This window comes from Pantoea sp. BJ2 (assembly GCF_040255075.1).
Taxonomy (GTDB): Bacteria; Pseudomonadota; Gammaproteobacteria; order Enterobacterales; family Enterobacteriaceae; genus Pantoea; species Pantoea leporis.
The window spans coordinates 2472319-2496566 of sequence record NZ_CP158292.1 but is presented as its reverse complement, the minus strand read 5'-3'; the positions used below and the strand labels follow the sequence as shown (position 1 = coordinate 2496566).

Annotated in this window: 32 protein-coding genes and 2 pseudogenes; 16 read left to right on the top strand and 18 right to left on the bottom strand. The window is 50.1% G+C overall.

Going from position 1 to position 24248, the window contains the following annotated elements; all coding sequences use genetic code 11:
• Positions 1 to 85: 85 nt before the first annotated feature.
• From AAF463_RS11685 to AAF463_RS11650, 8 genes and pseudogenes are all read left to right on the top strand, one after another.
• Positions 86 to 430, top strand: coding sequence for a DUF1240 domain-containing protein (locus AAF463_RS11685; protein WP_350260807.1), 345 nt, complete (start codon positions 86 to 88; stop codon positions 428 to 430).
• A gap of 192 nt (positions 431 to 622) precedes the next feature.
• A pseudogene (locus tag AAF463_RS11680) lies at positions 623 to 1668 on the top strand (polymorphic toxin type 44 domain-containing protein).
• A gap of 7 nt (positions 1669 to 1675) precedes the next feature.
• The gene (locus AAF463_RS11675; protein ID WP_350260806.1) at positions 1676 to 2119 is read left to right on the top strand and encodes a hypothetical protein; all 444 of its coding nucleotides are present in this window, start codon (positions 1676 to 1678) and stop codon (positions 2117 to 2119) included.
• Positions 2120 to 3163: 1044 nt separating this feature from the next.
• A complete protein-coding gene (gene tssF / locus AAF463_RS11670) occupies positions 3164 to 4918 on the top strand; it encodes a type VI secretion system baseplate subunit TssF (protein ID WP_350260805.1) in 1755 nt (584 codons plus the stop codon).
• On the top strand, positions 4882 to 5949 hold the full coding sequence (gene tssG, locus AAF463_RS11665; protein WP_350260804.1) for a type VI secretion system baseplate subunit TssG: 1068 nt from the start codon (positions 4882 to 4884) through the stop codon (positions 5947 to 5949). The genes tssF and tssG overlap by 37 nt, the downstream gene beginning before the upstream one ends.
• Positions 5927 to 6463 (top strand): type VI secretion system lipoprotein TssJ, encoded by a 537-nt coding sequence (gene tssJ, locus AAF463_RS11660; protein WP_350260803.1) that lies wholly within the window; start codon positions 5927 to 5929, stop codon positions 6461 to 6463. The genes tssG and tssJ overlap by 23 nt, the downstream gene beginning before the upstream one ends.
• The gene (tssE, locus tag AAF463_RS11655; protein ID WP_101764085.1) at positions 6460 to 6915 is read left to right on the top strand and encodes a type VI secretion system baseplate subunit TssE; all 456 of its coding nucleotides are present in this window, start codon (positions 6460 to 6462) and stop codon (positions 6913 to 6915) included. Before tssJ ends, tssE begins: the two co-directional genes overlap by 4 nt.
• A gap of 36 nt (positions 6916 to 6951) precedes the next feature.
• A complete protein-coding gene (locus AAF463_RS11650; RefSeq protein WP_350260802.1) occupies positions 6952 to 8301 on the top strand; it encodes a VasL domain-containing protein in 1350 nt (449 codons plus the stop codon).
• Between the two features lie 239 nt (positions 8302 to 8540).
• On the opposite strand, the gene AAF463_RS11645 is transcribed toward AAF463_RS11650, so the two are convergent.
• The 5 genes and pseudogenes from AAF463_RS11645 to AAF463_RS11625 form a co-directional block, all read right to left on the bottom strand.
• Positions 8541 to 9719, bottom strand: a complete 1179-nt coding sequence (locus AAF463_RS11645) for a tyrosine-type recombinase/integrase (RefSeq protein WP_350260801.1) — start codon at positions 9717 to 9719, stop codon at positions 8541 to 8543.
• A complete protein-coding gene (locus AAF463_RS11640) occupies positions 9677 to 9883 on the bottom strand; it encodes an excisionase (RefSeq protein WP_350260800.1) in 207 nt (68 codons plus the stop codon). The genes AAF463_RS11645 and AAF463_RS11640 overlap by 43 nt, the downstream gene beginning before the upstream one ends.
• A gap of 194 nt (positions 9884 to 10077) precedes the next feature.
• Positions 10078 to 10827, bottom strand: coding sequence for a DNA cytosine methyltransferase (locus AAF463_RS11635; RefSeq protein WP_350260799.1), 750 nt, complete (start codon positions 10825 to 10827; stop codon positions 10078 to 10080).
• Between the two features lie 111 nt (positions 10828 to 10938).
• Positions 10939 to 11415, bottom strand: a complete 477-nt coding sequence (locus AAF463_RS11630; RefSeq protein WP_350260798.1) for a hypothetical protein — start codon at positions 11413 to 11415, stop codon at positions 10939 to 10941.
• Positions 11412 to 11651 (bottom strand): annotated as a pseudogene (locus AAF463_RS11625) (DNA polymerase III subunit theta). Before AAF463_RS11625 ends, AAF463_RS11630 begins: the two are co-directional and overlap by 4 nt.
• A gap of 55 nt (positions 11652 to 11706) precedes the next feature.
• On the opposite strand from AAF463_RS11625, the gene AAF463_RS11620 reads away from it, so the two are divergent.
• Complete coding sequence (locus tag AAF463_RS11620) at positions 11707 to 12387, top strand: SOS response-associated peptidase family protein (protein WP_350260797.1); 681 nt, start codon at positions 11707 to 11709, stop codon at positions 12385 to 12387.
• A 6-nt stretch (positions 12388 to 12393) separates the two neighbouring features.
• On the opposite strand, the gene AAF463_RS11615 is transcribed toward AAF463_RS11620, so the two are convergent.
• The 10 genes from AAF463_RS11615 to AAF463_RS11570 all read right to left on the bottom strand — a co-directional run bounded on the left by AAF463_RS11615 (position 12394) and on the right by AAF463_RS11570 (position 17362).
• Positions 12394 to 12627 carry a hypothetical protein gene (locus AAF463_RS11615; protein ID WP_350260796.1) on the bottom strand — a complete coding sequence of 78 codons (234 nt, stop codon included), beginning with the start codon at positions 12625 to 12627 and terminating at the stop codon, positions 12394 to 12396.
• Complete coding sequence (locus AAF463_RS11610) at positions 12624 to 13142, bottom strand: hypothetical protein (RefSeq protein ID WP_350260795.1); 519 nt, start codon at positions 13140 to 13142, stop codon at positions 12624 to 12626. The genes AAF463_RS11615 and AAF463_RS11610 overlap by 4 nt, the downstream gene beginning before the upstream one ends.
• Entirely contained in the window at positions 13135 to 13767 is a 633-nt protein-coding gene (locus AAF463_RS11605) for a hypothetical protein (RefSeq protein WP_350260794.1), read from the bottom strand. The genes AAF463_RS11610 and AAF463_RS11605 overlap by 8 nt, the downstream gene beginning before the upstream one ends.
• A gap of 10 nt (positions 13768 to 13777) precedes the next feature.
• The gene (locus AAF463_RS11600; protein ID WP_350260793.1) at positions 13778 to 14086 is read right to left on the bottom strand and encodes a hypothetical protein; all 309 of its coding nucleotides are present in this window, start codon (positions 14084 to 14086) and stop codon (positions 13778 to 13780) included.
• Positions 14087 to 14175: 89 nt separating this feature from the next.
• Positions 14176 to 15075, bottom strand: coding sequence for a RecT family recombinase (locus tag AAF463_RS11595; RefSeq protein ID WP_350260792.1), 900 nt, complete (start codon positions 15073 to 15075; stop codon positions 14176 to 14178).
• Positions 15072 to 15890, bottom strand: coding sequence for a PD-(D/E)XK nuclease-like domain-containing protein (locus AAF463_RS11590; protein WP_350261997.1), 819 nt, complete (start codon positions 15888 to 15890; stop codon positions 15072 to 15074). Before AAF463_RS11590 ends, AAF463_RS11595 begins: the two co-directional genes overlap by 4 nt.
• Positions 15890 to 16195 carry a hypothetical protein gene (locus tag AAF463_RS11585; protein ID WP_350260791.1) on the bottom strand — a complete coding sequence of 102 codons (306 nt, stop codon included), beginning with the start codon at positions 16193 to 16195 and terminating at the stop codon, positions 15890 to 15892. Before AAF463_RS11585 ends, AAF463_RS11590 begins: the two co-directional genes overlap by 1 nt.
• The gene (locus AAF463_RS11580) at positions 16192 to 16326 is read right to left on the bottom strand and encodes a hypothetical protein (RefSeq protein WP_255351274.1); all 135 of its coding nucleotides are present in this window, start codon (positions 16324 to 16326) and stop codon (positions 16192 to 16194) included. Before AAF463_RS11580 ends, AAF463_RS11585 begins: the two co-directional genes overlap by 4 nt.
• Positions 16323 to 16457 carry a protease FtsH-inhibitory lysogeny factor CIII gene (locus AAF463_RS11575; RefSeq protein ID WP_152929127.1) on the bottom strand — a complete coding sequence of 45 codons (135 nt, stop codon included), beginning with the start codon at positions 16455 to 16457 and terminating at the stop codon, positions 16323 to 16325. Before AAF463_RS11575 ends, AAF463_RS11580 begins: the two co-directional genes overlap by 4 nt.
• 32 nt (positions 16458 to 16489) lie before the next feature.
• Positions 16490 to 17362: a hypothetical protein gene (locus AAF463_RS11570; RefSeq protein ID WP_350260790.1), complete on the bottom strand. Its 873-nt coding sequence runs from the start codon at positions 17360 to 17362 to the stop codon at positions 16490 to 16492.
• Between the two features lie 119 nt (positions 17363 to 17481).
• On the opposite strand from AAF463_RS11570, the gene AAF463_RS11565 reads away from it, so the two are divergent.
• Together AAF463_RS11565 and AAF463_RS11560 are read left to right on the top strand one after the other, a co-directional pair.
• Positions 17482 to 17748, top strand: coding sequence for a hypothetical protein (locus AAF463_RS11565; RefSeq protein ID WP_277973902.1), 267 nt, complete (start codon positions 17482 to 17484; stop codon positions 17746 to 17748).
• A 101-nt stretch (positions 17749 to 17849) separates the two neighbouring features.
• Positions 17850 to 17993: a DUF2256 domain-containing protein gene (locus AAF463_RS11560; protein ID WP_350261996.1), complete on the top strand. Its 144-nt coding sequence runs from the start codon at positions 17850 to 17852 to the stop codon at positions 17991 to 17993.
• 463 nt (positions 17994 to 18456) lie between these two features.
• On the opposite strand, the gene AAF463_RS11555 is transcribed toward AAF463_RS11560, so the two are convergent.
• The 3 genes from AAF463_RS11555 to AAF463_RS11545 form a co-directional block, all read right to left on the bottom strand.
• Positions 18457 to 19044 (bottom strand): hypothetical protein, encoded by a 588-nt coding sequence (locus tag AAF463_RS11555; protein WP_350260789.1) that lies wholly within the window; start codon positions 19042 to 19044, stop codon positions 18457 to 18459.
• Between the two features lie 138 nt (positions 19045 to 19182).
• Positions 19183 to 19506, bottom strand: a complete 324-nt coding sequence (locus AAF463_RS11550) for an antitermination protein N (RefSeq protein WP_350260788.1) — start codon at positions 19504 to 19506, stop codon at positions 19183 to 19185.
• Positions 19507 to 20107: 601 nt separating this feature from the next.
• Positions 20108 to 20791 carry a S24 family peptidase gene (locus tag AAF463_RS11545; protein ID WP_350260787.1) on the bottom strand — a complete coding sequence of 228 codons (684 nt, stop codon included), beginning with the start codon at positions 20789 to 20791 and terminating at the stop codon, positions 20108 to 20110.
• 112 nt (positions 20792 to 20903) lie between these two features.
• Between AAF463_RS11545 and AAF463_RS11540 the strand changes: the two genes are divergently transcribed.
• The 5 genes from AAF463_RS11540 (at position 20904) to AAF463_RS11520 (ending at position 24179) form a co-directional block, all read left to right on the top strand.
• A complete protein-coding gene (locus tag AAF463_RS11540) occupies positions 20904 to 21137 on the top strand; it encodes a transcriptional regulator (protein ID WP_350260786.1) in 234 nt (77 codons plus the stop codon).
• A gap of 138 nt (positions 21138 to 21275) precedes the next feature.
• Positions 21276 to 21605 (top strand): hypothetical protein, encoded by a 330-nt coding sequence (locus tag AAF463_RS11535; RefSeq protein ID WP_350260785.1) that lies wholly within the window; start codon positions 21276 to 21278, stop codon positions 21603 to 21605.
• 134 nt (positions 21606 to 21739) lie between these two features.
• Entirely contained in the window at positions 21740 to 22600 is an 861-nt protein-coding gene (locus tag AAF463_RS11530) for a replication protein (RefSeq protein ID WP_350261995.1), read from the top strand.
• A complete protein-coding gene (locus AAF463_RS11525) occupies positions 22600 to 23988 on the top strand; it encodes a replicative DNA helicase (RefSeq protein WP_350261994.1) in 1389 nt (462 codons plus the stop codon). The genes AAF463_RS11530 and AAF463_RS11525 overlap by 1 nt, the downstream gene beginning before the upstream one ends.
• Positions 23985 to 24179 carry a hypothetical protein gene (locus AAF463_RS11520; RefSeq protein WP_350260784.1) on the top strand — a complete coding sequence of 65 codons (195 nt, stop codon included), beginning with the start codon at positions 23985 to 23987 and terminating at the stop codon, positions 24177 to 24179. The genes AAF463_RS11525 and AAF463_RS11520 overlap by 4 nt, the downstream gene beginning before the upstream one ends.
• Positions 24180 to 24248 lie beyond the last annotated feature (69 nt).

The following is a 24248-nucleotide window of genomic DNA, read 5'->3' as shown; positions in this document are numbered from 1 at the left end:
TCAATGTCTTTTCTATCTCTCTATTTTTTGGATTGATGAACTATCAGGGTATCTTAAGTTTAAGGATGTCATTCTTTTTTCATGGATGTCAGTTAGCTTAATTTTCATCCCGCTGACGTTGCCATTTCCTACATATTGGTTTTATTTATTTTTGGTTTTTGGACATGATGTGGCATTCGTAAAAGTGAATCGTGTCATACGATATTTCAAGTGGGTGTGTATATTTTCTATTATTACATCAATTATGATATCTTTTTCCTATGTTTCTACATTGAAGTATAAAGGTTATGCCTCTTGCAAAGGTATTCCTTCAGGATGGATGCCAGGCACGGCTACGAAATATGTAATTAATGAAAATCTATGCAATAAAAATATACATGCCAATGATATGAGCTTTTTAAAAAGTCATGGTCATCGTGTTAATTATTAGTTCGTTTATTTTCTGATTATTATGTTATTATCTTTAAAATTTAATGCACTGAAAGTGAATCAGTGGGTCAGGAAAGTGATAAGTTTTGCTACAACCTAATATGCGCCCATTACTATCTGGAAAAGTTAATATTGCTATTGCCAGTTGTTCTATGTAGTAAACGTCAACAATTATTCAGGGAGGAAGTGTAATATGGCTATAGGTTTTTATCTGGTTCAGGGGGATAAAACCACCTGCGGGGGACGAATCATTGAGGGCGCAACTGACCATACAATATTTGGCAAGGCGGCTGCGCGTGAAAAAGATCGGGTTCTTTGCGGCAAACATCCCGGCACCTTTCTTATTGCCGGTGGAATCGTTAATGACACCATTCATGGCCGCCGTATGGCAGGTACGTTAGACAGTGAAAGCACTTGCCCTTGTAAGGCGAAGTTTATTCCGTCGATGCTGCAGGATACTTATGAGAAAGGTGGGGAAGCTTCAGAGTCATCATCTTCTCTCGATGGACTCATGATAGAACTACAGAAACCGTATGAAGCACTCCATCAGGAAGATAATGTTGAGCATAATTGCTTCCATGCTGATGGAGCTAGACAAGTAGCAGAGTATATTCTCAATGAGATTAAAAAAATGTCAGAAGCAATATAGCAGAGAATATTCGCAATTTTATCGATAGTGAAACATTGAGAAGAAAATTAAATGATTGGAATAAACTCCCTTTTTATGTTAAGTCGTCACCACCACCGAGGCCTAATTTGGCCGCAGCAGTAGTAATATGGTATCAGACTGTTAAAACGGGTTCAATATGGGATCATAAACCTATAATCAGAAAGAAGTTTGTAAATGTTGCCGTTACACGAAAAACGGATAGAGGTAATATTTCAAAGTCACATTATCATAAGTATAAAATGCACGATTATTTTTTTGATGTTTGGTCAAATATCCATTATGGATATGTAGGACTTAGTGTTGGATTTGATGAGTCGCTGCTTTTGAAAGGATCTACATGGGAGCAAAAAATGACTCCGGGTGTAATAGGGGATGACACTGTTGATGACGTTACAAGTATGAATATTGGATTTGGTTTATACCATAAGTATGGAATATTTGCTGACGGACTAACCGCTCAACATATTCTTGATGCTCTCGAATTTACAGCTGAAAATAAGCTACCTCATTCAAGGGATGATCATTGGTGCTGGAACATTAAGAACCCAGAACGTATCCCACGCCCATGAGGTTAACATGAAAAAAACAATATTTATATTTTTTATCTCGCTCTTGATTGTAATATTTTTTAACCACTCGAAACCCATGGTGGTAATTAGTAATAAATCACATGGTGATGTTTTTGTTTTTTTTGGCACAAGTGAGAAAGGGGTTGAACCAGACTATGAGGAGATTAAGCAATCCCGTCATGCATTAAAAATATCTCAGGGAGAATCGGTTGAACTATCTATCTCCATTTTCGATTATTTTCTTGAAAATGGCCAAGTAAATATCGGGTGGCGATTAGGAGGGTTGATGGGGGCGGAAATCAAGCGAGTAAATTATACAACTTTAAATATTTTATCTGGTTCAAGTCGCTGCGTATTAGCAATTGATATTTATAAAGATAAAGATAACGTCTCGTATCAAAGGAATTCATTTTGCATTAAATCATTTGAAGTAACATCAGATGATGATTGACTCTTAATAGGAAGCATTTCATTTTTCCAGAGCATTATACTTCAGATCTGGAGTTTAATTATGTGGGTTTTATCCTTGATTTCCTCTTATATCGGTTATCTATCAACAAAAGAGTAACTGGCATTTCCCAGTGAGTTGACATATTCAACGGTGATAGTTTCTTTAACTTTATATTCTTTTATAATGTTGCGATTCTGCTTGTCTGGCCTTTATATTTTCGTAATAGGGCAGCGCATGAGTGATAAACATCAGAAGGTCTCCATGATGATAATTCTATCTGGGTTTTTATTATTAATTATTTATGGGTTTTCTTTTTAAAGTCTTCTTCATTAGCAAAGTGAAGAGTAAAGGGTATTATACTTGCGCCGGTATACCATCAGGATGGATGCCTGGGATGGCAACAAAATACGTGAAAGAGAAAGGTTTATGTGAGCGGGCTAGGTAATGAGGATTTCAAATAGAGTTATTATATATTTTTCTATTCTGTCTTTTCCATTTTTGCTAAGTATAGTCCCTACACTCTCTTTATTATTAACTTATGAATTACTGACTACGCTAGGTGAAACGCTTTGCTACCCATTATATGACGAAATACTAAAAGATACTGATATGATAATATATGTCTTAAGCTTAGGTTCAATAATTAGCATGTCTGTGCTGATTGCTATGCATATAAGCTTGCTAAAGGATAAATAATTTTACATGTGTGAGTTAATGCCTCAATAACATCTTGCGGAAATTACATGTGAATGTTTTTTTAATAATTGTAATTGTATTGATTTTCCAGGTTGCAAAATTAATGATGCCGTCAGTTTCAGTTTATAATCAAACAGATAATGTCATATTACAACCCAAAATGCAGGTATAATAAGTTAAATGTTATATCCGAACAAGGCGTCTGCTCTGCTACGATCATTATCAAAGAAGTTGAAGGCACCATTCGACCCGATAGAACCATCTTCTGTTATAAATATTTAAACTCCGCATCAGAATGAATTTTAAATTCTGAATATCTAACTAACGCACTTTAAAAATAATATAATTATGGACGATTTAACTCTGCGTTATTACGACGCTGAAATGCGCTACCTTCAGGAAGCTGGCGAAGAGTTCGCACGCGCGCATCCTGAGCAGGCGGCGATGCTCAATCTGGACAAAGCCGGCGCGCGCGATCCCTACGTTGAACGACTGTTCGAAGGCTTTGCCTTTATGGTCGGTCGCCTGCGTGAAAAGCTCGACGACGATCTGCCGGAACTCACCGAAGGGCTGGTCAGCCTGCTGTGGCCACACTATCTGCGCACCATTCCGTCGATGTCGGTGGTGGAGTTCACGCCCGACTGGCGTGAGATGAAAGAGCCAATGCGGCTGGCACGCGGCTTTGAAGTAATCTCACGTCCGGTAGGGGAAAAAGGCACGCGCTGTCGCTACACCACCACGCGCGACGTGCAGGTGCTGCCGCTGGCGCTGGAGTCGGCAAAATTAACCACCGATGCCGCCGGACGCTCAGTTGTTCGCCTGCGTTTCAACGGCGGCGCGCTGGCCGACTGGAGCCGTATCGACGTCAGCCGCATTCCGCTCTATCTAAACGCTGATGCGCCGCTGGCCTGTGCGCTGCATGAAGCATTGACGCTTAACGTCGCCAGCATCGCACTGCGTTTGCCGGGTGAAACCGACAGCCGCCGCTTTGACGGGCACTTCAGCGCACAGGGCTTCAGCGAGGAAGATCGTCTGTGGCCGGGCGATGAGGGCAGCTTCAGCGGCTATCAGCTGCTGCTGGAATACTTCACCTTCCGCGAGAAGTTTATGGCGGTGAATCTGCGCGGGCTGGAACAGATTGCACTGCCCGCGTCGCTGCCATGGTTTGAAATCGACGTAGTGCTGGCCGAGCGCTGGGAGCACGATTTTCAGTTCAGTGAAAAACATCTGCGCCTTAACGCCGTGCCGGTGATTAACCTGTTTGCGATGGAATCCGATCCGCTGATGATCAACGGATTGCAGACCGAATATATGCTGCGCCCGATGCGCGTGCAGGACGGCCATACCGAAATCTACTCGGTGGATTCGGTGATTTCCTCGAAAGGGCTGCCGTACGTGCCGTTCAGCAGCTTCCGCCACAAAGGCGGCATGCTGCGTCACGAAGCGCCGGAACATTACTATCACACGCGCGTGCGGCGCGGGCCGTCCGGGCTGCATGAAACCTGGATGATCCTCGGCGGCGAAGCCTTTGATAATCACAGCCTGCCGGAGAACGAAAGCCTGTCGGTGAGCGTCACCGGCACCAACGGCCAGCTGCCGCGTCGCGCGCTGCAGAGCACGCTGCTGGATACCGCCGTCAGCAGCACCGACGTGGCGATGCAGGTGCGCAACCTGTGCGCGCCAACGCTGCCGTGCTATCCGCCCAATCGTGATCGCTTTCACTGGCGCGTGCTGAGCCATCTCGGCTCGAGTTTTCTGTGGATGATGGATAACGCCGAGGTGCTGCGCGGCACGCTGGCGCTGTACGACTGGACACACAGCGAAATGAACCGCCGCCGTCTGGACGCCATCCTGCACGTCTGCCACAAAGAGACCGAACGCTTTGAGCAGGGTTATCTTCTACGCGGCGTGCAGATTGAAATCACCCTCGACAGCAGCGGCTTTGCCGGCAGCGGCGATATCTGTCTGTTTGGCGAAATGCTCAGCCGCTTCTTCGCGTTGTATACCGACATTCACCTGTTTAACCGTCTGATTTTAATCCTGCAGCCAACCGGAGAGCGCCTCGAATGGGAAGAGAAGCACAATCGCCGCATCTCCGGCTGACGCCACGACTGGAGCAGGAGCTGACGCGGCTGAACTTTTACCGTTTCTGTCAGCTGATAGAGCATCAGCATAAAGATAAGCCGCCGCTCGGCAGCACCAGCAAACCGCAGAACGACGCGGTGCGGCTACTGCCGCATCCCGGCATGGGGTTTCCGGCGGGTGAATTGAAGGCGTTTGAGTACAGTGAAACAGATGCCGTCGCGCCGCCGGTGGTGCGTACCACTTTTTTAGGTTTATACGGCGTGGATTCGCCGCTGCCGGGCAGCTACATAGATGATATTACCCAGCGCGATGAAGGGCATGAAGCGCTGCAGGGCTTTCTCGATATTTTTAACCACCGCATCCTGACGCAGTTTTATCGCATCTGGCGCAAATACTCGTATCCGGCGACCTTCGAAGCGGGCGGTGGCGACAGCACTTCGCAGTCGCTGCTCGGGCTGGTGGGATTGGGCATTCCCGGCACCGGCAAGCATATCGCCACGCCGGTTTCACGCTTTCTGGCGCTGCTCGGCGTCATGCGTCAGCCGGGCAGAACGGAAGAGGGCATTCGCGCGCTGGTGCGTTTGCTTGCGCCTAACACCTCGGTGACCGTGCAGCCACATTGCCTACGTCCGGTGCCGGTTAGTCATCCGCTGGAATGCGAGTTTGTACTGGACGGCAACGCACCGCTCGGCGATGAGGCGATGGATGCCAACAGCCAGCTGCTGATTGAGCTGCAAACCGCTTGCCCGAACGAAGCCGAACACTGGCTGCCGGACGGGCAGTTGTATCAGGATTTTCTGGTGATGCTGCGGGTGTATCTCGGCTGGCGCTATCGCGCGCGTATTCGATTGTGTCTTGATACCCAACTGCTGGCGCCGCCGGTTCTGGGCGATGCGCCGTTCTGGCTCGGCATGACCGGTGTGCTGGGCGCGGACGAGGCGTGCAGCGACATCCCCCAAACCTTTACCACTGAACTGGGCTGCTATGCAGGCATGCGCCCGGTCAAACCCTGCGAGGAGCAGCGACGTGTCAGTTACCACTTTGATTAAATTTATGATGTGCAGCGCACTGTTGCTGCTTGGCGGCTGCGGTTTGCAGCAGAAAGTCACCGATGGATCCGTCGCGGCGTTTGACGCGATTTTCTACAAGCAGATTAAAACCCTGCATCTGGATTTCAGCGCGCGTGAAAGCCTCAACAGCGACAGCCGCGAGCATAATCCGCTGTCGCAGCCGGTGATGGTGCGCGTGTTCCAGCTCAGCGAGCGCAAAGCTTTTGAAGGCGCGGTATATCAGCAACTGACCGGCGATGCGGCGGACGTGCTCAAAGCCGAACTCCTCGCCGACCGCGATGTGGTGCTGACGCCGGGCGGCGACGTTTCGCTGAATATGCCGATGGAAAAAGAAGCTAAATTTGTCGCGGTAGTCGCGTTGTTCCAGCAGCCGGATATGGCGAAAAACAGCTGGCGGCTGGTGCTGGAGCGCAACGATTTAGACCCGGATAAAGCGCGCGTGATTGAATTAAGCAGCAACAGCCTGCGCCTGATCACCGAGGCAAAACCATGAGTGGCGGCAATCATCAACCTTCGCTGTATGAGCTGCTAAAAGGCAGCTTCGCGGGTGGGCTGGAGCTGGACCGTGTGAAGGAACAGGATCAGGTGATCCTCTCCGTGCTCGATAACATGCAGCGCATCCTCAATACTCGCGCCGGATCGCTGTCGCATATCCCCGATTATGGCCTGCCCGATATGACGCGCATCCTGCAGGGCATGCCCGGCACCGCGCATCAGCTGCTGTATACGCTCTCTGAGGTGCTGCTGAAATACGAGCCGCGCCTGAAGCGCATTGACGTGGTGTTACTGGAACAGAGCATACCCGGCGAACTGCGTTATGCGATTGATGCTGAGCTAAATGAGATCGGATTAGTGCGCTTCGGCACCGAATTTATGCCGGAAGGGCGCGTGATGATCCGTCACATGAAACAGCAGCAATATCTGGATGCCAGGGCATCTGTTTAATTTTTTCGCCTGATTAGGGCTTTTCGGAACACAGCAATGACTTCATCTCAACCTCGCTTCGTCAAAACCGGCGGCGATCCACGCGCGTTCGCTGAATATGCCGCGCTGCGCCAGGAAATGCTGAAACTCACGCATCCGGCGCGTCCGGATGTCGATTGGCCGAACGTCTCCACGCTCTGTTTAACGCTGTTCGAAAAAAACGGTGTCGAGCTGCAAAGCGCGGTCTGGTACACGCTATCGCGCGCGAACACGGCAGGAACGGCAGGTATGACGGAAGGCCTGGCGGTGCTAGTAGCATTGATTACCCGCGATTGGCCGACGTTATGGCCGCAACCGGCACATTCACGTATCGAACTGCTGGCGGGACTGAGTCGTCGGTTGCAGCAATTCCTGCGTACTCAAACGATAACCGAAGCAGACTTGACGGCGCTGAGCCAGGCGGCGCGCTTGCTCAGCGAGGTTGGCGATCATCTGCAACGTCTTGAACTGCGTCAGCTTAGTCAGATTGATCCGCTGCTGGACCGCATTCGCAGTGCGGTGGTGATGCTGGAACACTGCGATGTTTCAACATCTGATGCTGTGACTAAGCTGCCTGAAGTCGTTCCGATTGAGAAGCCCGCACTGACGTTAGCAAGTGCAGAAGTCAGTGGCTGGGTGTACGTTCCATCTCCGGGTGCGCCGGCACCCGATTTGCGGCGGCTGCGCCGTCGGGCGTTTATCAGTGGCGTGGGCGCGACGCTGCTGAGCGTGTTACTCATCGCCGCTACAGGCTATTTGGTTGTGCAAAAAACTGAGCAGGAATCTCCGTTGCAGCAGGCATTACTGGCTTCAATATCACCACTTCCTGCGCCTCTCACACCGGAAATGATGGCTGAGCTGCAAGCGAATCCCGCCGAATGGCTAAACGAAGCGGCATGGCTGGAGCAAACGCAGCAGCAATTGAACCGGCTACAAAACGTATCGCCGGACTGGAATCTGCAGCTCGGTAATGCGCTGGTAATGCAGGCCAGCCTGTTGTGGCCTGATTCGGATGCGGTTAAAACGATGAGCGCACGCTGGAACAAGCAGCTTAACGCGGCAGCAATGCCAGCAGATAAAATGCAGGGATGGCAACAGGGCATGGAGCAGCTCAACGCGTTGTCGCAGCGCCTGAATGGACTTGACGAGAAGCGCGACAAATATCTGACGGTGAGCGAACTGAAAACAGCGGTCTACAATATGACGCAGGCGTTCAACGGAACGGTGCCACTGGAAGAGGAACTGCGCGTGTTGCAGCAATCGGACGATGACGCTACACAGAATCAGCTATCACAAGCGGAAATGCACCTGAAGCAGCTTATCGCCAGTTACCAAACGATAGCTACATCGTCAAAAGAGCAGGACTAGCAAAATCCGCAGCCAACCGGTATTCGCAGCTATCAAACTCTGCGGGGGTTTGAATCCTCCTTGCAGAAAACAGGCAAAAAAAAGCCTGAACTTTCATTCAGGCTCTTCTTTAGAATGTGGCGGTGAGAGGGGGATTCGAACCCGCGTTCATTTCCTCGTAACCTTATGATATTTAATAGCTTCATAAAAGGATCCTTTTTCACGTGCATTACACGTGCATTTTTCTTCAAATTGCCTCGTTATTCGCTCCCGGTTTTGATCATCGGTCGAGACAGATGCCCGTCGTAATCGACCAGATAAGAGCCGTAATTTCTGAACAGCATATCCGGGCCTTTATGACCCATTTGCTTACATAGCCAGAACAGGTTGGCGCCCGAACTGATATGCATCGTCGCAAACGTGTGACGCGTCTGATACGGGTTTCGATACCTTAACCTTGAGTCGCGCATGATTATGCGCCATGCCTTCTGCCTGATGGCATCAGAACCCGCCCACGGCTCGCCAGTGCGCGGGTCTTCGAAAACGAACTCGCTCTTCAGCTGCGTAAACTGCTTCATGGTGCTGAGCGCCTCGATCGCCTCCTCGTTCAAATCTATCTTCCTTGTGCCGGCGCGCGTTTTGGTTGATTTCTCCACGCCCTCGACAACGGCGTTCTGAACAAAGGCCGTTTTCCTCTCAAAATCTATATCTCTCCACCGCAGAGCGCATAGCTCGGAAGGGCGCACGCCAGTATTCAGTGCAAACTTGAATGTCGCCTCCCATTGCGGAAAGAGGCAGTGCATATAGATGATGCTAATTTCTGTCGGCGTGAACGGGTCAACCTCGTACTCCTCAGTGTTTCCATATTCAACAGAGAAGTAGCGCGATGCGCTGATGTGTGCAACAGGGTTGTCACTGATGAGCCCATCAGTCACAGCCTCATCAATGGCGCTACGCAAAAACGACAGCCGGTTTCGGATGGTTTTAAGCTTTGTCTTCTGGGTCGATACCCAGCTTTTAAGCGCCGCTGGCTTCAACTCGGTAACGTAGATGTTGTGCAACTTCCGAAGCGCCCGAAGGCATTTACGATACCCATCGAGAGTGGAGGGAGAGAGGTTGCGGTTTTCGCTAATGACCAGATATTCCTCAAGGTAATCCTTTACCGTTTTTTTCTTCTTTTGATGACCGAAGAGAGCTGCCTTTTTGGATCGGGGGAAATACTGAAGGTAGTTAAAATCCCCCGTAGAAATGCGGTTCTGAATCTCACCCAGATAGCGCTCCGCATATTTAATATTGCGTGCATTCACTTCCATTCCTGATAGCGGTTCCCGGCAAAGAACGCCATTGAAGGTGAAAGTTAACTGGAGCGTATCGCCTGTTTTATGTCGCCTTAGTGTTACTCCGCGCGGCAAAGCGGATCCTTCCCTTTTCTGGCCCATCTGTTCACCTCATCTAAATCAACCCATCGTTCCCGGACGCCGTCCACTTTTAATACGTGAATGCCCATCCTCCAGATTTTCCTTTGTATCCGTTTGTTAATGGCTTCTTCTGATTCGCCGGTGTTTTTGCAATAGGTGGAAATCGGTACACAATCGAGGCTCATACGGTTTCCTCAAGTTTGAAAATGATGATTTTTGTGGGTATATATCAAAAGCCCCATACAACCAGAGCAGATGTGACCATATAGCCACACTCAATCTTTAGGTGGTTTGCCGAGGATAAAAGCGATGATTACTGCAGCGAGAAGGCTGAAATTGATGATGAGCTCAGCCGGGGTGATTTCTTCGCAGGTGGTGGTCACACTGATGGCTTCAATATCGAGAATGCAGTTGCTGCCACTCGAGGAACTTGTCCATTTCCAAGGGCTTTAATTCTGTCCACCCCAAAGGCCACATCATCAGCCACTCGGCGTAGTTTGGGCATATGTTCAGGCCAGGAGTCTCCTCTCCGCCATCCTCCAGATGCTGCCACCCAAGATAATCCTCCAGATTGTGCCGATGCTCTCCCGTTCTCGCTCTGCACCATGCTATCCCATGACTTCCCATGCTTGCCCTTGGGGTAGGCAACAAGCCAGATTCGGTCGCGATTATGGGGCGCTCCGCACTCTGATGCTGAAATACAACACCATTCAGCATCAAACCCCATCTTGGCAATGTCACCGAGGACCAAGGCAAGTCCTCTTCCCACAAGCAAAGGTGAGTTTTCCAGCAGTATGAATCTGGGTCGAACCTCACCGATGATTCTTGCCATTTGCCTCCAAAGTCCCGATCGGCCTCCTTCGATTCCAGCACCTTTTCCGGCAGAGCTGATGTCCTGGCAGGGAAATCCGCCAGATACGACGTCAGCAATTCCTCGCCATAGTTTTCCGTCAAAACTGCACACGTCAGACCAAATCGGGAAAGGTCGGAGAATTCGATCATTTTGTCGTTGCGCCAAAACTTGTGCGGCGTAGGCATCACGCTCAACGGCGCAAACCGTTCTCCATCCAAGGAGGTGCCCGCCGAGTATTCCTCCGCCAGCGCCAGCGAATAAAGCCAACTCATTCATGACACCTCACTGTTTGCTTCAGACATAACAACTCCTCACGCAGAGCGCGATAAAGGTTAATGGGGGGGGGGATTAGGTCTGAAAAAAACCTGCCGAAGCAGGTTCAATTATTTAGTCAGGCCGTTTATCGTGTAGCAAAAAATCTGCAGCTCTCTTCCATATAAACTGAATATGTTGAACGTCGTCGATGCTATAGCTTACGTCCATTTTGAATTGTGGAATCTCTTTCGTCCGAAGCTCTTCCAAAACTATGAATGATAGGTGATCTGTGAAATAGCCTGCTATTTCTCTCGACTCATCATCGCCCAATTTTAGCTTATCGATAAGTTTGATTATTCTCGTGGCAGCCGCGTCAATTGCATAGCTTAGATTTGCTGCTTGTCGAAAATCTCTTCCCGAAGAATCCTTAAGGGAAGATATCAAATTTGCTTGCCCAGCCAATGCTATGAGCCTATCAATATTTTTTTCAACTTCATTATTCCTATTATTTGCTCGCTGCTGAAAATAACTAAAGCCCGCTACTGCTAAGCTCCCTGCTGCTGCAAATGCTGAGGCTATAGCTGACCAACTATTAGCATCCAAACTCACTTCCCCTCCTTCTGATAAACCGGGTCACTGCCACGCGGGAATTGCATCGCGACATTCCTATAATGCTGCAGGCGCTCTTTGAAATATTCGCGAAGCTCTGCTGGTTGTTGCATCTCCACTTCCATCGCGATAACCGGCAGATTCATACGCTACTTGTAAGCAACGCCAGATTCCGCCAAATCGACGTTTATCCTGTCGCGCTCTTTTCTGATGCGTGCTGCTAAGTTGTGAGACATGATGTTGTCCTCCTGATGCGAGTATACCGCGCTATCCTTAAAACAGGAGGTGCTTATGTGTGGACGATTCGCGCAGTACAGCAGCAGAAATGACTACTTTGAATCGCTCGGCCTCAAAGCTGACGAAATCCAGTATGACCTGGAACCGATATGGCGGTTTAACGTCGCCCCCGGTACGAAGGTGCTATTGCTCAACGAACGTGAGGAAGAGTTGCATCTAGATCCGGTTTACTGGGGCTATGGGCCAGAGTGGTGGAATAAGCAACCGCTCATCAATGCCCGCGGCGAAACCGCTGCAACCGGCCGCATGTTCAAACCATTGTGGAATCACGGCCGCGCTATTGTGCCGGCTGACGGTTGGTACGAATGGAAGAAAGACGGTAGCAAGAAGCAGCCATATTTCATCTACCGCAAAAAGAAAACGCCGCTGTTCTTCGCAGCTATCGGCAAGGCGCCATATGGCAAAGACCATGATAAAGCGGGCTTCGTCATAGTCACATCATCAAGCAACAAGGGCATGGTCGATATCCATGACCGGCGACCGCTGGTACTTACTGCTGATGCTGTGCGTGAATGGATGAGTGAAGAAACCACACCTGAGCGTGCGCAGGAAATCGCAAACGACGCCGCAGTACCAGAGAAGGACTTTACTTGGCATCCGGTAAGCAAGAAGGTTGGCAATATCCATAATCAGGGTGATGAGTTGGTCGAAGAAATTGATGACCCGGTGGCGTGATAGCGGTCAATCAATTACTGGCTTGCGAAAGAGAGGGATGCTGATGTCGCCATCTATTTCAGGCCAAACTTCAAATGATTCGTTCATATGCCAAAGGTCGATACCGGCATCATCAGTGAAACAAAACGGCTCACTAAACGCCTTGCGCAGCGCCAGCAGCTCCTTAACTGCAACACGCAATATCTGCGCATCAGCATGACCTAGCGTGTATCCCGCCTTGATATCGTCTGGATTAATCATTCTTCCTCCGGAGCGGCTGGGTGATACATCCAATGGGTGTATTCATCTCTACCAAACTCACTCTTCCATGCGCCGTTCTCCCAGTAAACGACATCACCAGCTAAATCGCCTTCTTCAATGGCTATACACCACGAGCCATCTCTCGGTGGCTCATCTTCAATACTCACCCACTCTGCACCACCTGTTGCACATATAGGCTCTATTGGTGCTGTGTGTGGAACAGCGGGTGCTGCGGCTAGCATAGCCTGATGGGCGAATACGATTTCATCCTCACCAATTTTAATCGCATGCTCTTTTGCGTATGACTTATCCATGTCATCACGCCATGCAGCAATCATTTCTTCTGTCGGCTCCATCGGCACCGCCACCCAGCCATCAGGCAACTTCAACTCCGGGCTTACAGATTGGTTGAGTGCTGCAAATGCTTCCTTCGCCATATCCACCACCCAATCAAGATGGTCTTGCGGATTGGCGATAACGTCTTCGCAATGTGCTTTTAGTTGCTGGTTAGTCATGGCTGGCTCCTTCCTCGTTGCTGGTGATAGCTCGATCAGCCAAAATTTCAGCCTTCTGCTCATCAGTCAGCATGTCGTCTGAAACGATGGCTGCGCATTTGCCACCGCACCATGATATTGGATCGCTTTCACGAATAGCTTTATTCAGCGCCTCTGCAGCCATCCAGATTGCCTCAGGGATGTCATGGTGGTCACCACCATCAGGAATAATTTCTTCGAAGTGGTCATTCAAATCGACTTGGTTCGGGTAATTAGGTTCGCAGATTAGTAGCTTCAATTCAGAAGGAAGGACGTTGTTTTCCCAGCAATACTCAGCCAGAGATTCAGCATCGAAGAAATACGTATCATCATCGAAAATCACCAGCGGCTCGCCGGACCAAACCTTTTTCTCAAGGGTTCTGAATTTATCTTGGCGGCTTTCTTCCCAGCATTTTTCGCAGTATCCATTGCTGACACGAATACCATGAGCGGGATTTTTTTCGCAGATGCGGTGGGTGCTTCCGCAATAGCGAGCCATGTGTTCATCCTCGCCCCAGAACCTACCATTTCTATCCACCCATCCGGTTACGGTCTGAATGCTTGCTGCTTCTTCAGACTCGTACATCACAACTTTTTGCTCTTTCATCTCTTTCCCCTCACTCGCCAACCGGGTACAGGCCAGCGTCGATTAATCTGGCGCGGCGCTGTGCCGCCTCTGTGTTGATGCGCTGACTGTCATCTGTCGCCATGCCGAAAGCTCGCCATGAAACGACGATCGCCTTCGGGTTCTTGTGCGTTGTGCGCTTTGTGCTGACCAGCGTGTAGGTGTAGTCGGTGCAGGCATCCACCGGAACCGGATTGCTGGCGGCAATTACCGCCGTCTCACCGCGCAGGCATCCACGCATAAGGCTATTGAACTGACCGAGCGACATATGAAAAAGGGCGCTTAATTCGCGCCCTGTCATTGGATGTTTGCTGAGTTGTCACACGACCTTTTCATTAAAGCCGCTGTTCGGATGCTGGTTGCGGCGGTAGTGGGGTTGTTTGCGCATGGCTATGCTCCCGCTTCGTCCAATTCCGCTTTGCGGATCAGATAAACGTCAGTGGCTTTCTCAAGGTGACCGGCATTTTCAGCCAGCACCTTCGCTGCGTATTTGTAAAAGCGGTCGAGATTCGAAACTGAATCAGCATTGGCTGACGCTTCGGTGAAATCTGCCAGCAGCTGATCCGGTGTGCGCGGTGCGTCATTGATGTTCGTTGCCGGGTTAATTTCGCGCTCAGGCTCCTGCTTTTCAGGCTTGCTGTTAATCAGGTTGTTCAGGTCGGCACGGCTGCGCGCCGGGGTGACATCGCGTTCTGAACGTTGTGGCTGGTCGAACTCGTCTGGCGTATACACACCGAGAATAACGTCCGGGCAATACAGGCGTGCCCAATATTTTACGGCGAGGTATGCGAGTTGCTGCTTAGGCGCTGTCTTCCACAGTGGCGAGTTACGTGTGGTGACGTATTCCATGAACAGAGGCTCGCCCCATGTGATTTCCGTTTCACCTCGCAGAATTGCGCCGACACGCACGAACAGCCCGCGCTCATTAGCTGCATTCGCGGCGCCCGGTTTGAATTTCTCCCAATCGCCACCGTATTCGTATTTGAAGCGTCCCTGAACGGCTGTTGAGCTGGTGATTACTGCGTTAACGAGTTGCGCTTCATAACCCAGCGTGCCGTTTACCAGGTGCGTTTTCTGCGCGACTGCGTATGGGTTCATACCCCATTGAGCCGCCTGTAGTGCGATAGCCAGGCAGTCAGCAGGCTTCCCCGCCAGATGTGCCGGGACCGTCGCGCGGCCTTCTGCCATGACATTGGCAAACGCCTGTAACTTCTGCAGGCCGCTCGGGCTGAAGATGGCAGCCTTAGTGTCAGCCTCATTGACTGGTGACTGTGTCAGTTCGTTGCTCATGCGTAATCCTTTCTCTTAGCCCACTCAGGGCGCGTTAATTCTTCTATGCCGCCCCAGTTACCGGACTGCATGCATTCGTGGTAGGCAGCAAGATCGCGACGAAACAGGTCATAACCGACATGAACGTCATCCTCACCAAGCTGGAACACGCGCACCGGGTACCGGCCGCAATCAATCGACTCGCTTACGGCGATGAAAATGAAAAGTGGGTATTCACCAAAGTGCTTGCTGTAGCCTTCGCGGTAGTAGGCATCCTGAACGTGATAGCGGAACTCTTCGACGTGGCGCGCAAAGCGGCTCATGTCTGCCACCTTTTTCACATCGACGATGACTGGCTGCCCGGTCAGGAATTTGTCCGGGCGGATACGACATAGCTCGCCGGTTTGCTCATCGTTCCAGTATATCGAGGCTTCCTGATGGCCTTCGGCTTCAAGCAGCCAGCGCGCGGCAGGATGGGCGAGGGCGCTGGTACGCATCAATTGCAATTTGCGACCCTGTTCGGCATCCATGACCGTCATTCCAATGCCGCTGCAATCCGCAAGGAATGCTTTTTCGTTCGCCTTGCCCTCATTGGTTCGACGGTTGAATTCCGGTGCAATGATGAAGCGTTTATCGAACTCTTCCGGTTCGAGCAGCAGGCAATGAAGTGCTGTGCCCATGTCTAACGCAGATTTCTTCTCTTCGTCTTCCGGCGCTTCTTTACGCCACTGGTAGATAGCGGGGTTTATTGCGATATCGTCCAGTTGTGATTTGCTGATACCGGCACCGTGATGGTAAGCCTCGTTGCTAATGTCAAAGTAAATTCCAGGCCCCATCATGCCACCTCGTTGTAAATCACATTGACGCCGCGCATGCGCTCACCTGCCGTGACCATCAACTCACGCAGCACCTTATCAAGCTCAATGTGAGCATCATCATCAGAATCCAACATCTGAGCCGCCGCGCCGCCGTAATACTGCTGAAGGAAATTTTGTGCAGCCATCATCAGCGGGTTGACGTGATGCGTATCGAGGTATCCATCAACCTCTTTCACAACTTCCTGCTTATCGTAATCGGGAAGTGAGGCTGCAATACTCAACACCCGAACCTTGTCGCGTGCGTTCAGAGTGAATCGGCTCATTTTCGCTCCGGCATGCCGAGCATTCTCAGCATCTGGTTGATGAATGGATAATCTTGAGTGCGCTCTAACATGCGCTGGCGCTCAAGCTCTTCCTGCTGCTTCTGATACTGCTTAGTCTGCTGCTGGCTCATGGCTGCCCCGGCTGATTTAAAGTGTCCATAAGTGAGCGCCAGCCAGAACGTAGGCGGCGAGTGATAGCGTCTAAAAGCGATTCTTGATGGGCGAAATCCACGATGGGTCCGCCCGCGATAGAGAAGGTCATCGTGGGTTTCCTTGGTGTTGGTTAAACGGGGGTTAGTATGTGATGCTGGTATGCGGGATGTTGCCGTCTTTGATTTGAGTCAGAACGTCGATGGCCTGCACGCGAGTCAGTCCGGCGTGACCCATCAGGGCGTTAACGACCACAGTTCCGATCGTCTTTCTGTGCGCTTCATTGGCGGCACGCGCTGCGGCTTCGTCGGCGATGCGCTTCTCTTCAGCAAGACGGGCATCTTCCGCTGCTTTGGCTTTGCGCTGCTCAGCCTCGATAGCTGCCTGCTTATCGCGCTCAGCCTGTTCACGCGCTTCCTGCGCCAGTCTTGCGGTGCGCTCCTGCGCTTCTTTGGCTTCACGCTCTGCACGTTCCTGTGCGGCTTTTGCGTCGGCCTCGGCCTTTTCCTTCGCTGCCTTCAAATCAGCCTCGCGCCGTGCTGCTGCTTCGGCTTTGGCTTCAGCTGCGTCACGGTCGAATTTTTCATTCAGAAGTAGGGCGATTTCGTGGTCGGCTTCGATTTGTGCCGCTAGCTTTTCAGCAGCGATACGCGCTTCTTCTTCAGCCTTGAGGCGCTCCTGTTCAACATCCCAGGCTGCGCGCGGTGCAAGAATCTGATCGCGTATCGTGTCGCATTCACGCGTAAAGCGACGAAGCTCATCTTCCGCTGGCTTCACGGCTTCTTTAAGCTGCTTCAGATACGCACGACCCGGCTCTTCGATAGCTTTTTTGCTGGAGCCAACCATGCGGGCCAATGAACCGATGCGATCACGACCTTTCTTAGTCGTCACATCAGGAACTTCAGCGGCCAGCTCGCGAATCTGGTCAAGATATGCATCAAGTCCATTCGCTATATAAAGCGCTGGCGCTTGCTCAGGCTTGATTTCGAGTAATGCTAAATCCGTTGTTTCACTCATTTCCTTCTCCTGTGAGCAAAAAAATATCCGCACATAGGCGGGTGTATTTAGGAAATCCCTATCACAGCAAGACCCATAACAGGCTTGTAAAGAATCAGAGGGTTAGGGATTATCAAATCATGACTACATACCGTGTAAGAGTGGGTTTTCATAACCCAACAGGCCTGACATTCAGGCAACTTGATGAGGTGCTTGAACCTCTACGTTTCTGGAGAACAGAGTCGTGCGGAGGAAATTTCCGTTATTACATGGAGTACGAATACCAGACAGAAGTCAGGAGTATTTGTGACGTATGTGAGTTGGCATATTCACAAGCATGTAAGGTTAGGAAGTGTCCGCTGATTCTTGTTGAGGCCAAGCCCCGTGAAGAGAATTCACATACTTAGTCCTTTGATGCGGAATATTTGCCTTCTATTGCAAATAATTTGGCTTGCCAGAAAAGGGCTGGTACCTGATGAATCCGTTTTGAATGCTAACTTTTCACACTATGCATAGGAGGACCGTCGTGAAGAAAAACGAACTACCAACCAAAATATGCACCGTGTGTGGGCGACCTTTCACTTGGCGGAAAAAGTGGGAGAAGTGCTGGGATGAAGTGCGTAAGTGCTCGGAGCGGTGCCGGCGCAAGTAGAAAGGCATCCCACTCGATGATGCTTCTTCTCCCACGCTGTTTAGTGAACAGGTGGCGTAAAAAAAGGCCGGTGGTTAGTCGGCCTATTTGAAATTATGCTCCTGAAGCGCCTCACCGAGCCTCACCAGCCACCTTCCAAGCTGCTCAAAGGCCTCCTCCTTAGTGGCGAACAAATCAGAATGAATGTTCATGCTGGCCTGATTGAGTTGGGTCATTGGTCGATGCTCTAACTAGACTTCCCAATCAATGATTGTTTCCCTATCAGCTTGCGGGTCTGAATGGCTGATGACAGTGTACTTGCTAAAATCCTCCGTCCCGTTTGGGTCTCTTTTGAAAAGCTCCAAACGCATAGTGCTCCTTCCCATCATTACCTCGCCGTCACATTGTCTTTAGATTTCCGATAGCCAATAAAAAAGGCCGCCTAAAGGCAGCCTATTTCTTTTATTCGCGTACTTTCTTGAGATTATTTCTTTTTTACTGATGGGTCGCTAATGAAGCTATTAAATGCAAAAGCTTGCGAGCTGTCTTTTGCAATTCGCCCTGCTTCAGCGGTGATTCTGTTTTCGAATGTCTCATTTTTATCAATGACAATATCTTCGTCTTTAATCATAAGAGTGTACATAGGCATATACTCAGCAATGTACTTCACATAAGTTTTGATATTCAGAGTGAAATCTACGTTACCTGCTAAACCTTCTGGTTTTATTGCCTTATCACCAGATAGCTTTTGGCTCTCGTTTACATCTTTTGCTAATTTCACCAAGGCATCATGAAGTTCTTTTGAGAAATTATTAGGATCAACGTCTACTAAATTTATTGCTGCTGGGGACTTGTCTGAAGAATTGCGTAGAGTGATATCCATTCCACGACTTTCGCTATAAACCTTACCTAAATTCACATGACCAACAGTTGTAGTCAGGATGTTTTCCCTCGGCTGCACCATCTCCTTTTGCAATATAAGCCCACTATTAACCATCGCCGCAGAAAATATCGCGGCACCAAGAACAACAGATGCAGCAACTAGAGAATATCCTATGATTTTACTGGTCATGCTTTCGATCCTTGTGTTTTGAGTTCAATCAAATCAATTCTACTCCTTATCAGGGGCATTAAATCATTGAACAGAATCAAATAAACACCTCTATTAATGCGTTATCCATCGGTTTAATAATGACTATCAGAATTGGAATTATTTAGTGGTGTGAACTGCTTCTTTGCGAACCTTGCGATGTCCAGCATGGTAGAGCGCAACATCCGGTATGCACATCCCGTTGCTGATCTCTCCGCCGATGTACTTCGCCGCACCCGCCAGAATCTGCTTGTGATACTCCGTCTCGGTGTCGACTGCCTTCATTACACGATCTGCCGGCTTGCGCTTGCACTGCAAAACAACGCGGCTTGGATTAGGGCGATGAAACACTTCTGCGCTAACGCTAGCTTCGCTCTGAAGGCCTGCACGGCGTTCCCGGCGACGACCAGCAGCTGAACCAGCAAATTGAGTTTTGCGTGTCATAGATACCTCCTCAGTGAATTTTGGTAATGGGTGCTGGTGCTTATCTTCTGCTTGCCTTTCAGGGCTGCACTTTCCCATCCCAAAACTCACGCTTTTGTACTTTTTGGCTTTTCAGCCACGTAGGTGATCCATCACCGTTGTGTAAAGAGCTGCAGTCCGTTTCGTTGTTCGCCAGCGTCCTGCTGTTGAGATGTAATTTAGCGTTATGCTAAATATATGGCAATAGCAAAATGCTAAATAAATTGTGCAGGGTGTTTAGCAGAATGATTTAGAAGGGAATTTATTTTTCTACAGGCACAAAAAAGCCCGCTCAGTGGCGGGCTTGATGTTGCAAGCATGAAGAACCCGGCATAGTGGCCGGACCTTCTTTTAAAATTCAGGCTTCATTTTTACTAATACCTTTTCATTCGGCCTACTTGCCACCAGCCCATTTAGTAATCTGGCTATCAATCTTGCCATCAAGGTATGCAGTAAAGTGGGGCGTTCCAGCCTTAAGTAGCAGGGCGATGCACGCTGCAAATGCCAAAACAAGTACAACTCTGCTTATGCTCATAACCTCTCCTTGTATAGATTGCTGAACGTCTCTTCCGGCCACTGAGCCTCAGATTAGGCTTCCGCGCTGCTCAATTGCCACACCAATTATTTTGCAGTTGCCGTTAACCTCGATTCTTTCCTGCTGAGGATTAAGTGGTTGTAGATACTTCTTGCCCAAGCCAGAATCGATAACCAGCTTTTTAAAGGTAGCCTCATTCGCATCAGTAAGCTTTGCCACAACTAAACTGCCATTTTTTGGCTCTCTACCGGTATCGACCAAAATCATCATTCCCTCCGGGATACTTTGACCGTAAGGCGATGTCATGGAATCCCCCTTCACTCGAAGCCAAAAAGCATCGCCCTCAACGTGAGCGTTAGACTCATAGCGTTCAAGTATCTCGCTAAGAGTGTATGGCTCTAGGGCTTCACACCAAGCGCCAGCACTAACCCAGCTGATCAGAGGGTAGCTAGCGCCACGCGTATAGGGTTGCGGCCTTGTTACGTTGGCATCAATTGATTCTGTTAAATGTAATGAGTCTAACCAGCCATTGGGCAAACCGAGAGATGTCTCGATTTTGCGTGCCATTTTGTCGCCGACATTCCTTACACTTTTTTCACCCAAGAGCTGGCTGAACTGGGACGCACTGATCCCCAATAGCTCAGCAAAGCTGGCCTTTGTATTTCCACTGGTAGCCAGATGCTTTTCAAGCATGTGCTCCAGATTTGCTTTGCGAATGTCTTTATTTTCCATTCCCTAATTCTCACATCATTTAGCAAATCGATAAATATGCAGAATGCTAAATGATGCTTGCTTGTCATTTAGCATAAAGCTAAACTTAATCCGTTATTACAAGGAGGCACCAATGGGTAACGAATTACTCCGCTGGCGCAAACAGGCAACCAATGATGAGTGGGTTCGCCTTGCAGCACTGGCCAAAACATCCGTTGGCTACCTCGATCAGATTGCATATGGATTCCGCCGAGCATCACCGGGCAAAGCATCCGCAATCGAGGAAGCCAGTAAGCATTTCTCCGGTTATGTGCCGGTCAACAAAGAAAACCTAGTGTTCGCACCCCAGCGAGCATCAGCAGCTTAAGAAACACCCGCTCTTCAACAACGGACACGAAGTCCCACGTCACTGAAAAGTGAAATCCAAACGAAACAAAAAATGATTCGTGGCATTAGCTGCGGCTTTGCCACGTCTGAACCTTAACCAACAACGGAATGATGTCACATGGAACGCGCAAACCCACGCAAAAACATTGCGTTTATCGGCCGCCACCTTCTGACGGCCGCTCACCAGGCTTTAAATAGTACGCGACAAACGGCAGTAGCAAAGCTGCTCAACGTGGCTGACTCAACAATTCATCGCAGAGCAGAAAAGTATCCGGAAGTGATGGAGACATTGGCAGCGTGCGGTGTTGAGGATTTTGTCATGCAGGGAGAGAAGAAGCTGCCGCTGGATCAATACCGTTGGCTGATGACTGTAGCGATGGAGTTCGCAAAGTTGCAGTTAGAAATGACCAAAGAAAAAGCCCCAAACGCGGGAACGCTTGAGGCCTAAACCAATTTAGTGACACCAATCACTGGAGGTAATAATGCCAGGACTAACTGGATATGTAAACAGTAAAGGGGGCAGTTATGGCAACTGCTGAACTTTTAGACTTCAACGCAGCTCGCAAGCTCAGGAGCGCAAGGATGGAAAACCAAAAGCAGGGGCACTTTGCACTGTTCAGGAGTCTTCTGTCCAAGGATTGGGCCAAAGATACTGCCAAGCTGGCAATGTGGATTCGGCTTATCGGTGAGGCTTCCTACAGACCACGCACAGTAGAGTTTTCCGGCAAAGAGTGGAATCTACAGCCCGGCGAACTGGTGACCACTGCGGCGATTATGGGGCGTAAATTGCGTGATCAGGACAGTCATGAGAAAAGCCCACAGGCGGTGACTCGGATGATTAATTTCTTCGCCAGAGAAGGGATGATCACCACCAAAGGAACGCGCTTCGGCACGGTGATTACCATCACGAATTATGCCGAATATCAGGCCATTTCACCCGATGAACCTCGCGAAAGACCATCCGATAACAACAAACCCAGTACTGGCGCGGCTTTGAGTGCCATACCCGATGAACCATCCGAAGAACCAACCGGTGAACAGAACAAGAAGTTACTAGAACAAGAATTTAATAATAACTACCCCCATACCCCCAAAGGGGGACGGGATGGCGATCAGGTTTCACCTGAAAAGCGAAAGGCAGAGTGCATCGATTACGATTCATACTTGGTAGCCTACAACGAGGAAGTTGGTGATCGGCTGCCACATGCCGTCGCTGCAAACGAAGCCCGCAAACGTCGCATCAAGAAATTAATCCCCCAACTGAAAACGCCTAACGTCGCCGGATTCCGGTCATACGTCCGGGCGTTTGTCTGTCAGGCCAAGCCGTTTTACTTCGGCGCCAATGACACTGGCTGGTCAGCAGATCTCGATTACCTGCTCAGGGATGCAACGCTGACAGGCGTCAGGGAAGGCAAGTTTGCAAACCACAAGGAGCCAGCATGATTAACACCGATATCGAGGCCAGTGTAATCGGCGGCTTGCTGATTGGCGGATATACGCCTGATGCGAGTGACGTTATCGCCACGCTGGACGACAGCGCATTCAGCGTTGAGCTGTACCGTCGCGCATTTGGTGAGATTAAGCGCCAGGCGAAACAGCGAGGCCTGATTGACGGCATGATGGTTGCGGAAGCCATGGGGAATGACTACGTCGCTCACATCATGGAAACCACGCGTAAATGCCCCTCAGCGGCAAACCTGAAAGGCTATGCACGCGTTGTGGCTGACTATCACAAGGTGCGCCGGTTTACCGAGCTCATGGACGCTGGAAAGCGCGAGATATCTTCGGCCGGCAATCATGAGTTAGCGCTCAACGCCATCAACCAGTTCATGGCATCGCTGAACGACATTGACCGCCCCGGTGATGAAATCAGGCCGATGCACATCCGTGACGTTCTCGACGGGTATCAGGAGCTGCTGGAGAAGCGCGTTAGACAGGGTGAAGAGTCCGACACGCTGAAAACCGGCATTCCAGAGCTTGACCAGATTACTGGCGGCATAAACCCGGTCGACCTGGTGATCGTCGCGGCACGTCCGGGCATGGGTAAAACGGAATTTGCGCTGACCGTGGCGGAAGGTGTTGGACGGCAGCAGCTACCCGGCAGCAAAGATAATCGCGGCGTGCTGATTTTCAGCATGGAGATGGACGCTAACCAGATTATCGAACGTCAGCTGGCAGGCGCTGGAAACCTTCCCGTATCGTCGCTTCGTAACCCGGCGAAGATGGACGACGAAGGTTGGGCGAAAGTTACGCTGGGCATGAAGCGACTTTTGGATCTGGATGTGTGGATTGTCGATGCCAGCAAGATGAACGTGGAGCAAATCCGCGCCATTGCAGAACGCCACAAGCGCAACCACCCGGCGTTGTCTCTCATCCTTGTCGACTACTTAGGCCTGATTGATAAGCCAAAGGCAGACCGCAACGACCTCGCTATCGCGCACATCTCCGGAAGCCTGAAGCGCATGGCAAAAGACCTGAAGACGCCTGTTATGTCACTGAGCCAGCTATCTCGTGACGTTGAGAAGCGCCCGAAAGGTCAGCGCCGCCCGACCAACGCCGACCTGCGAGACTCAGGCAGCATTGAGCAGGACGCCGACAGCATCATCATGCTCTACCGCGAAGCCGTTTACGACGAAGAGTCACCCGCCGCAAAGCTGGCAGAAATCATCGTCACCAAAAACCGCTTCGGTCAACTCGGTACGGTCTATCAAGCTTTCAACAACGGTCATTTCCAGCCAACCGATCAGGAAGAGGCCGCCAGATTGTGCCGCGCCAAGCCTGAGCAACCTCAACAGCAATCACGCCGCTACAACAAAGGGGCTGACGTATGAATTTAACCTATGAAGACTCACAAGTAATCGCATCGTATTACGTTGCCGATCACCCCAATCACCGTGGCCCGGTAATCATCGATCTCGAAAATCTTGAAGAGCTGCACATGCGTAGCGCAGCATCGCACGTTCACCTCGCACTGCTGTTTGCATCCGGCAAGCTTTTCTCTGGCAAGAGGGCTGCATCATGACACAGGTAATTCACGGACTGACCCGCGCTGAGCTGATTAAGCGCGTATTAGGTCAAGGTCACCAAAGAA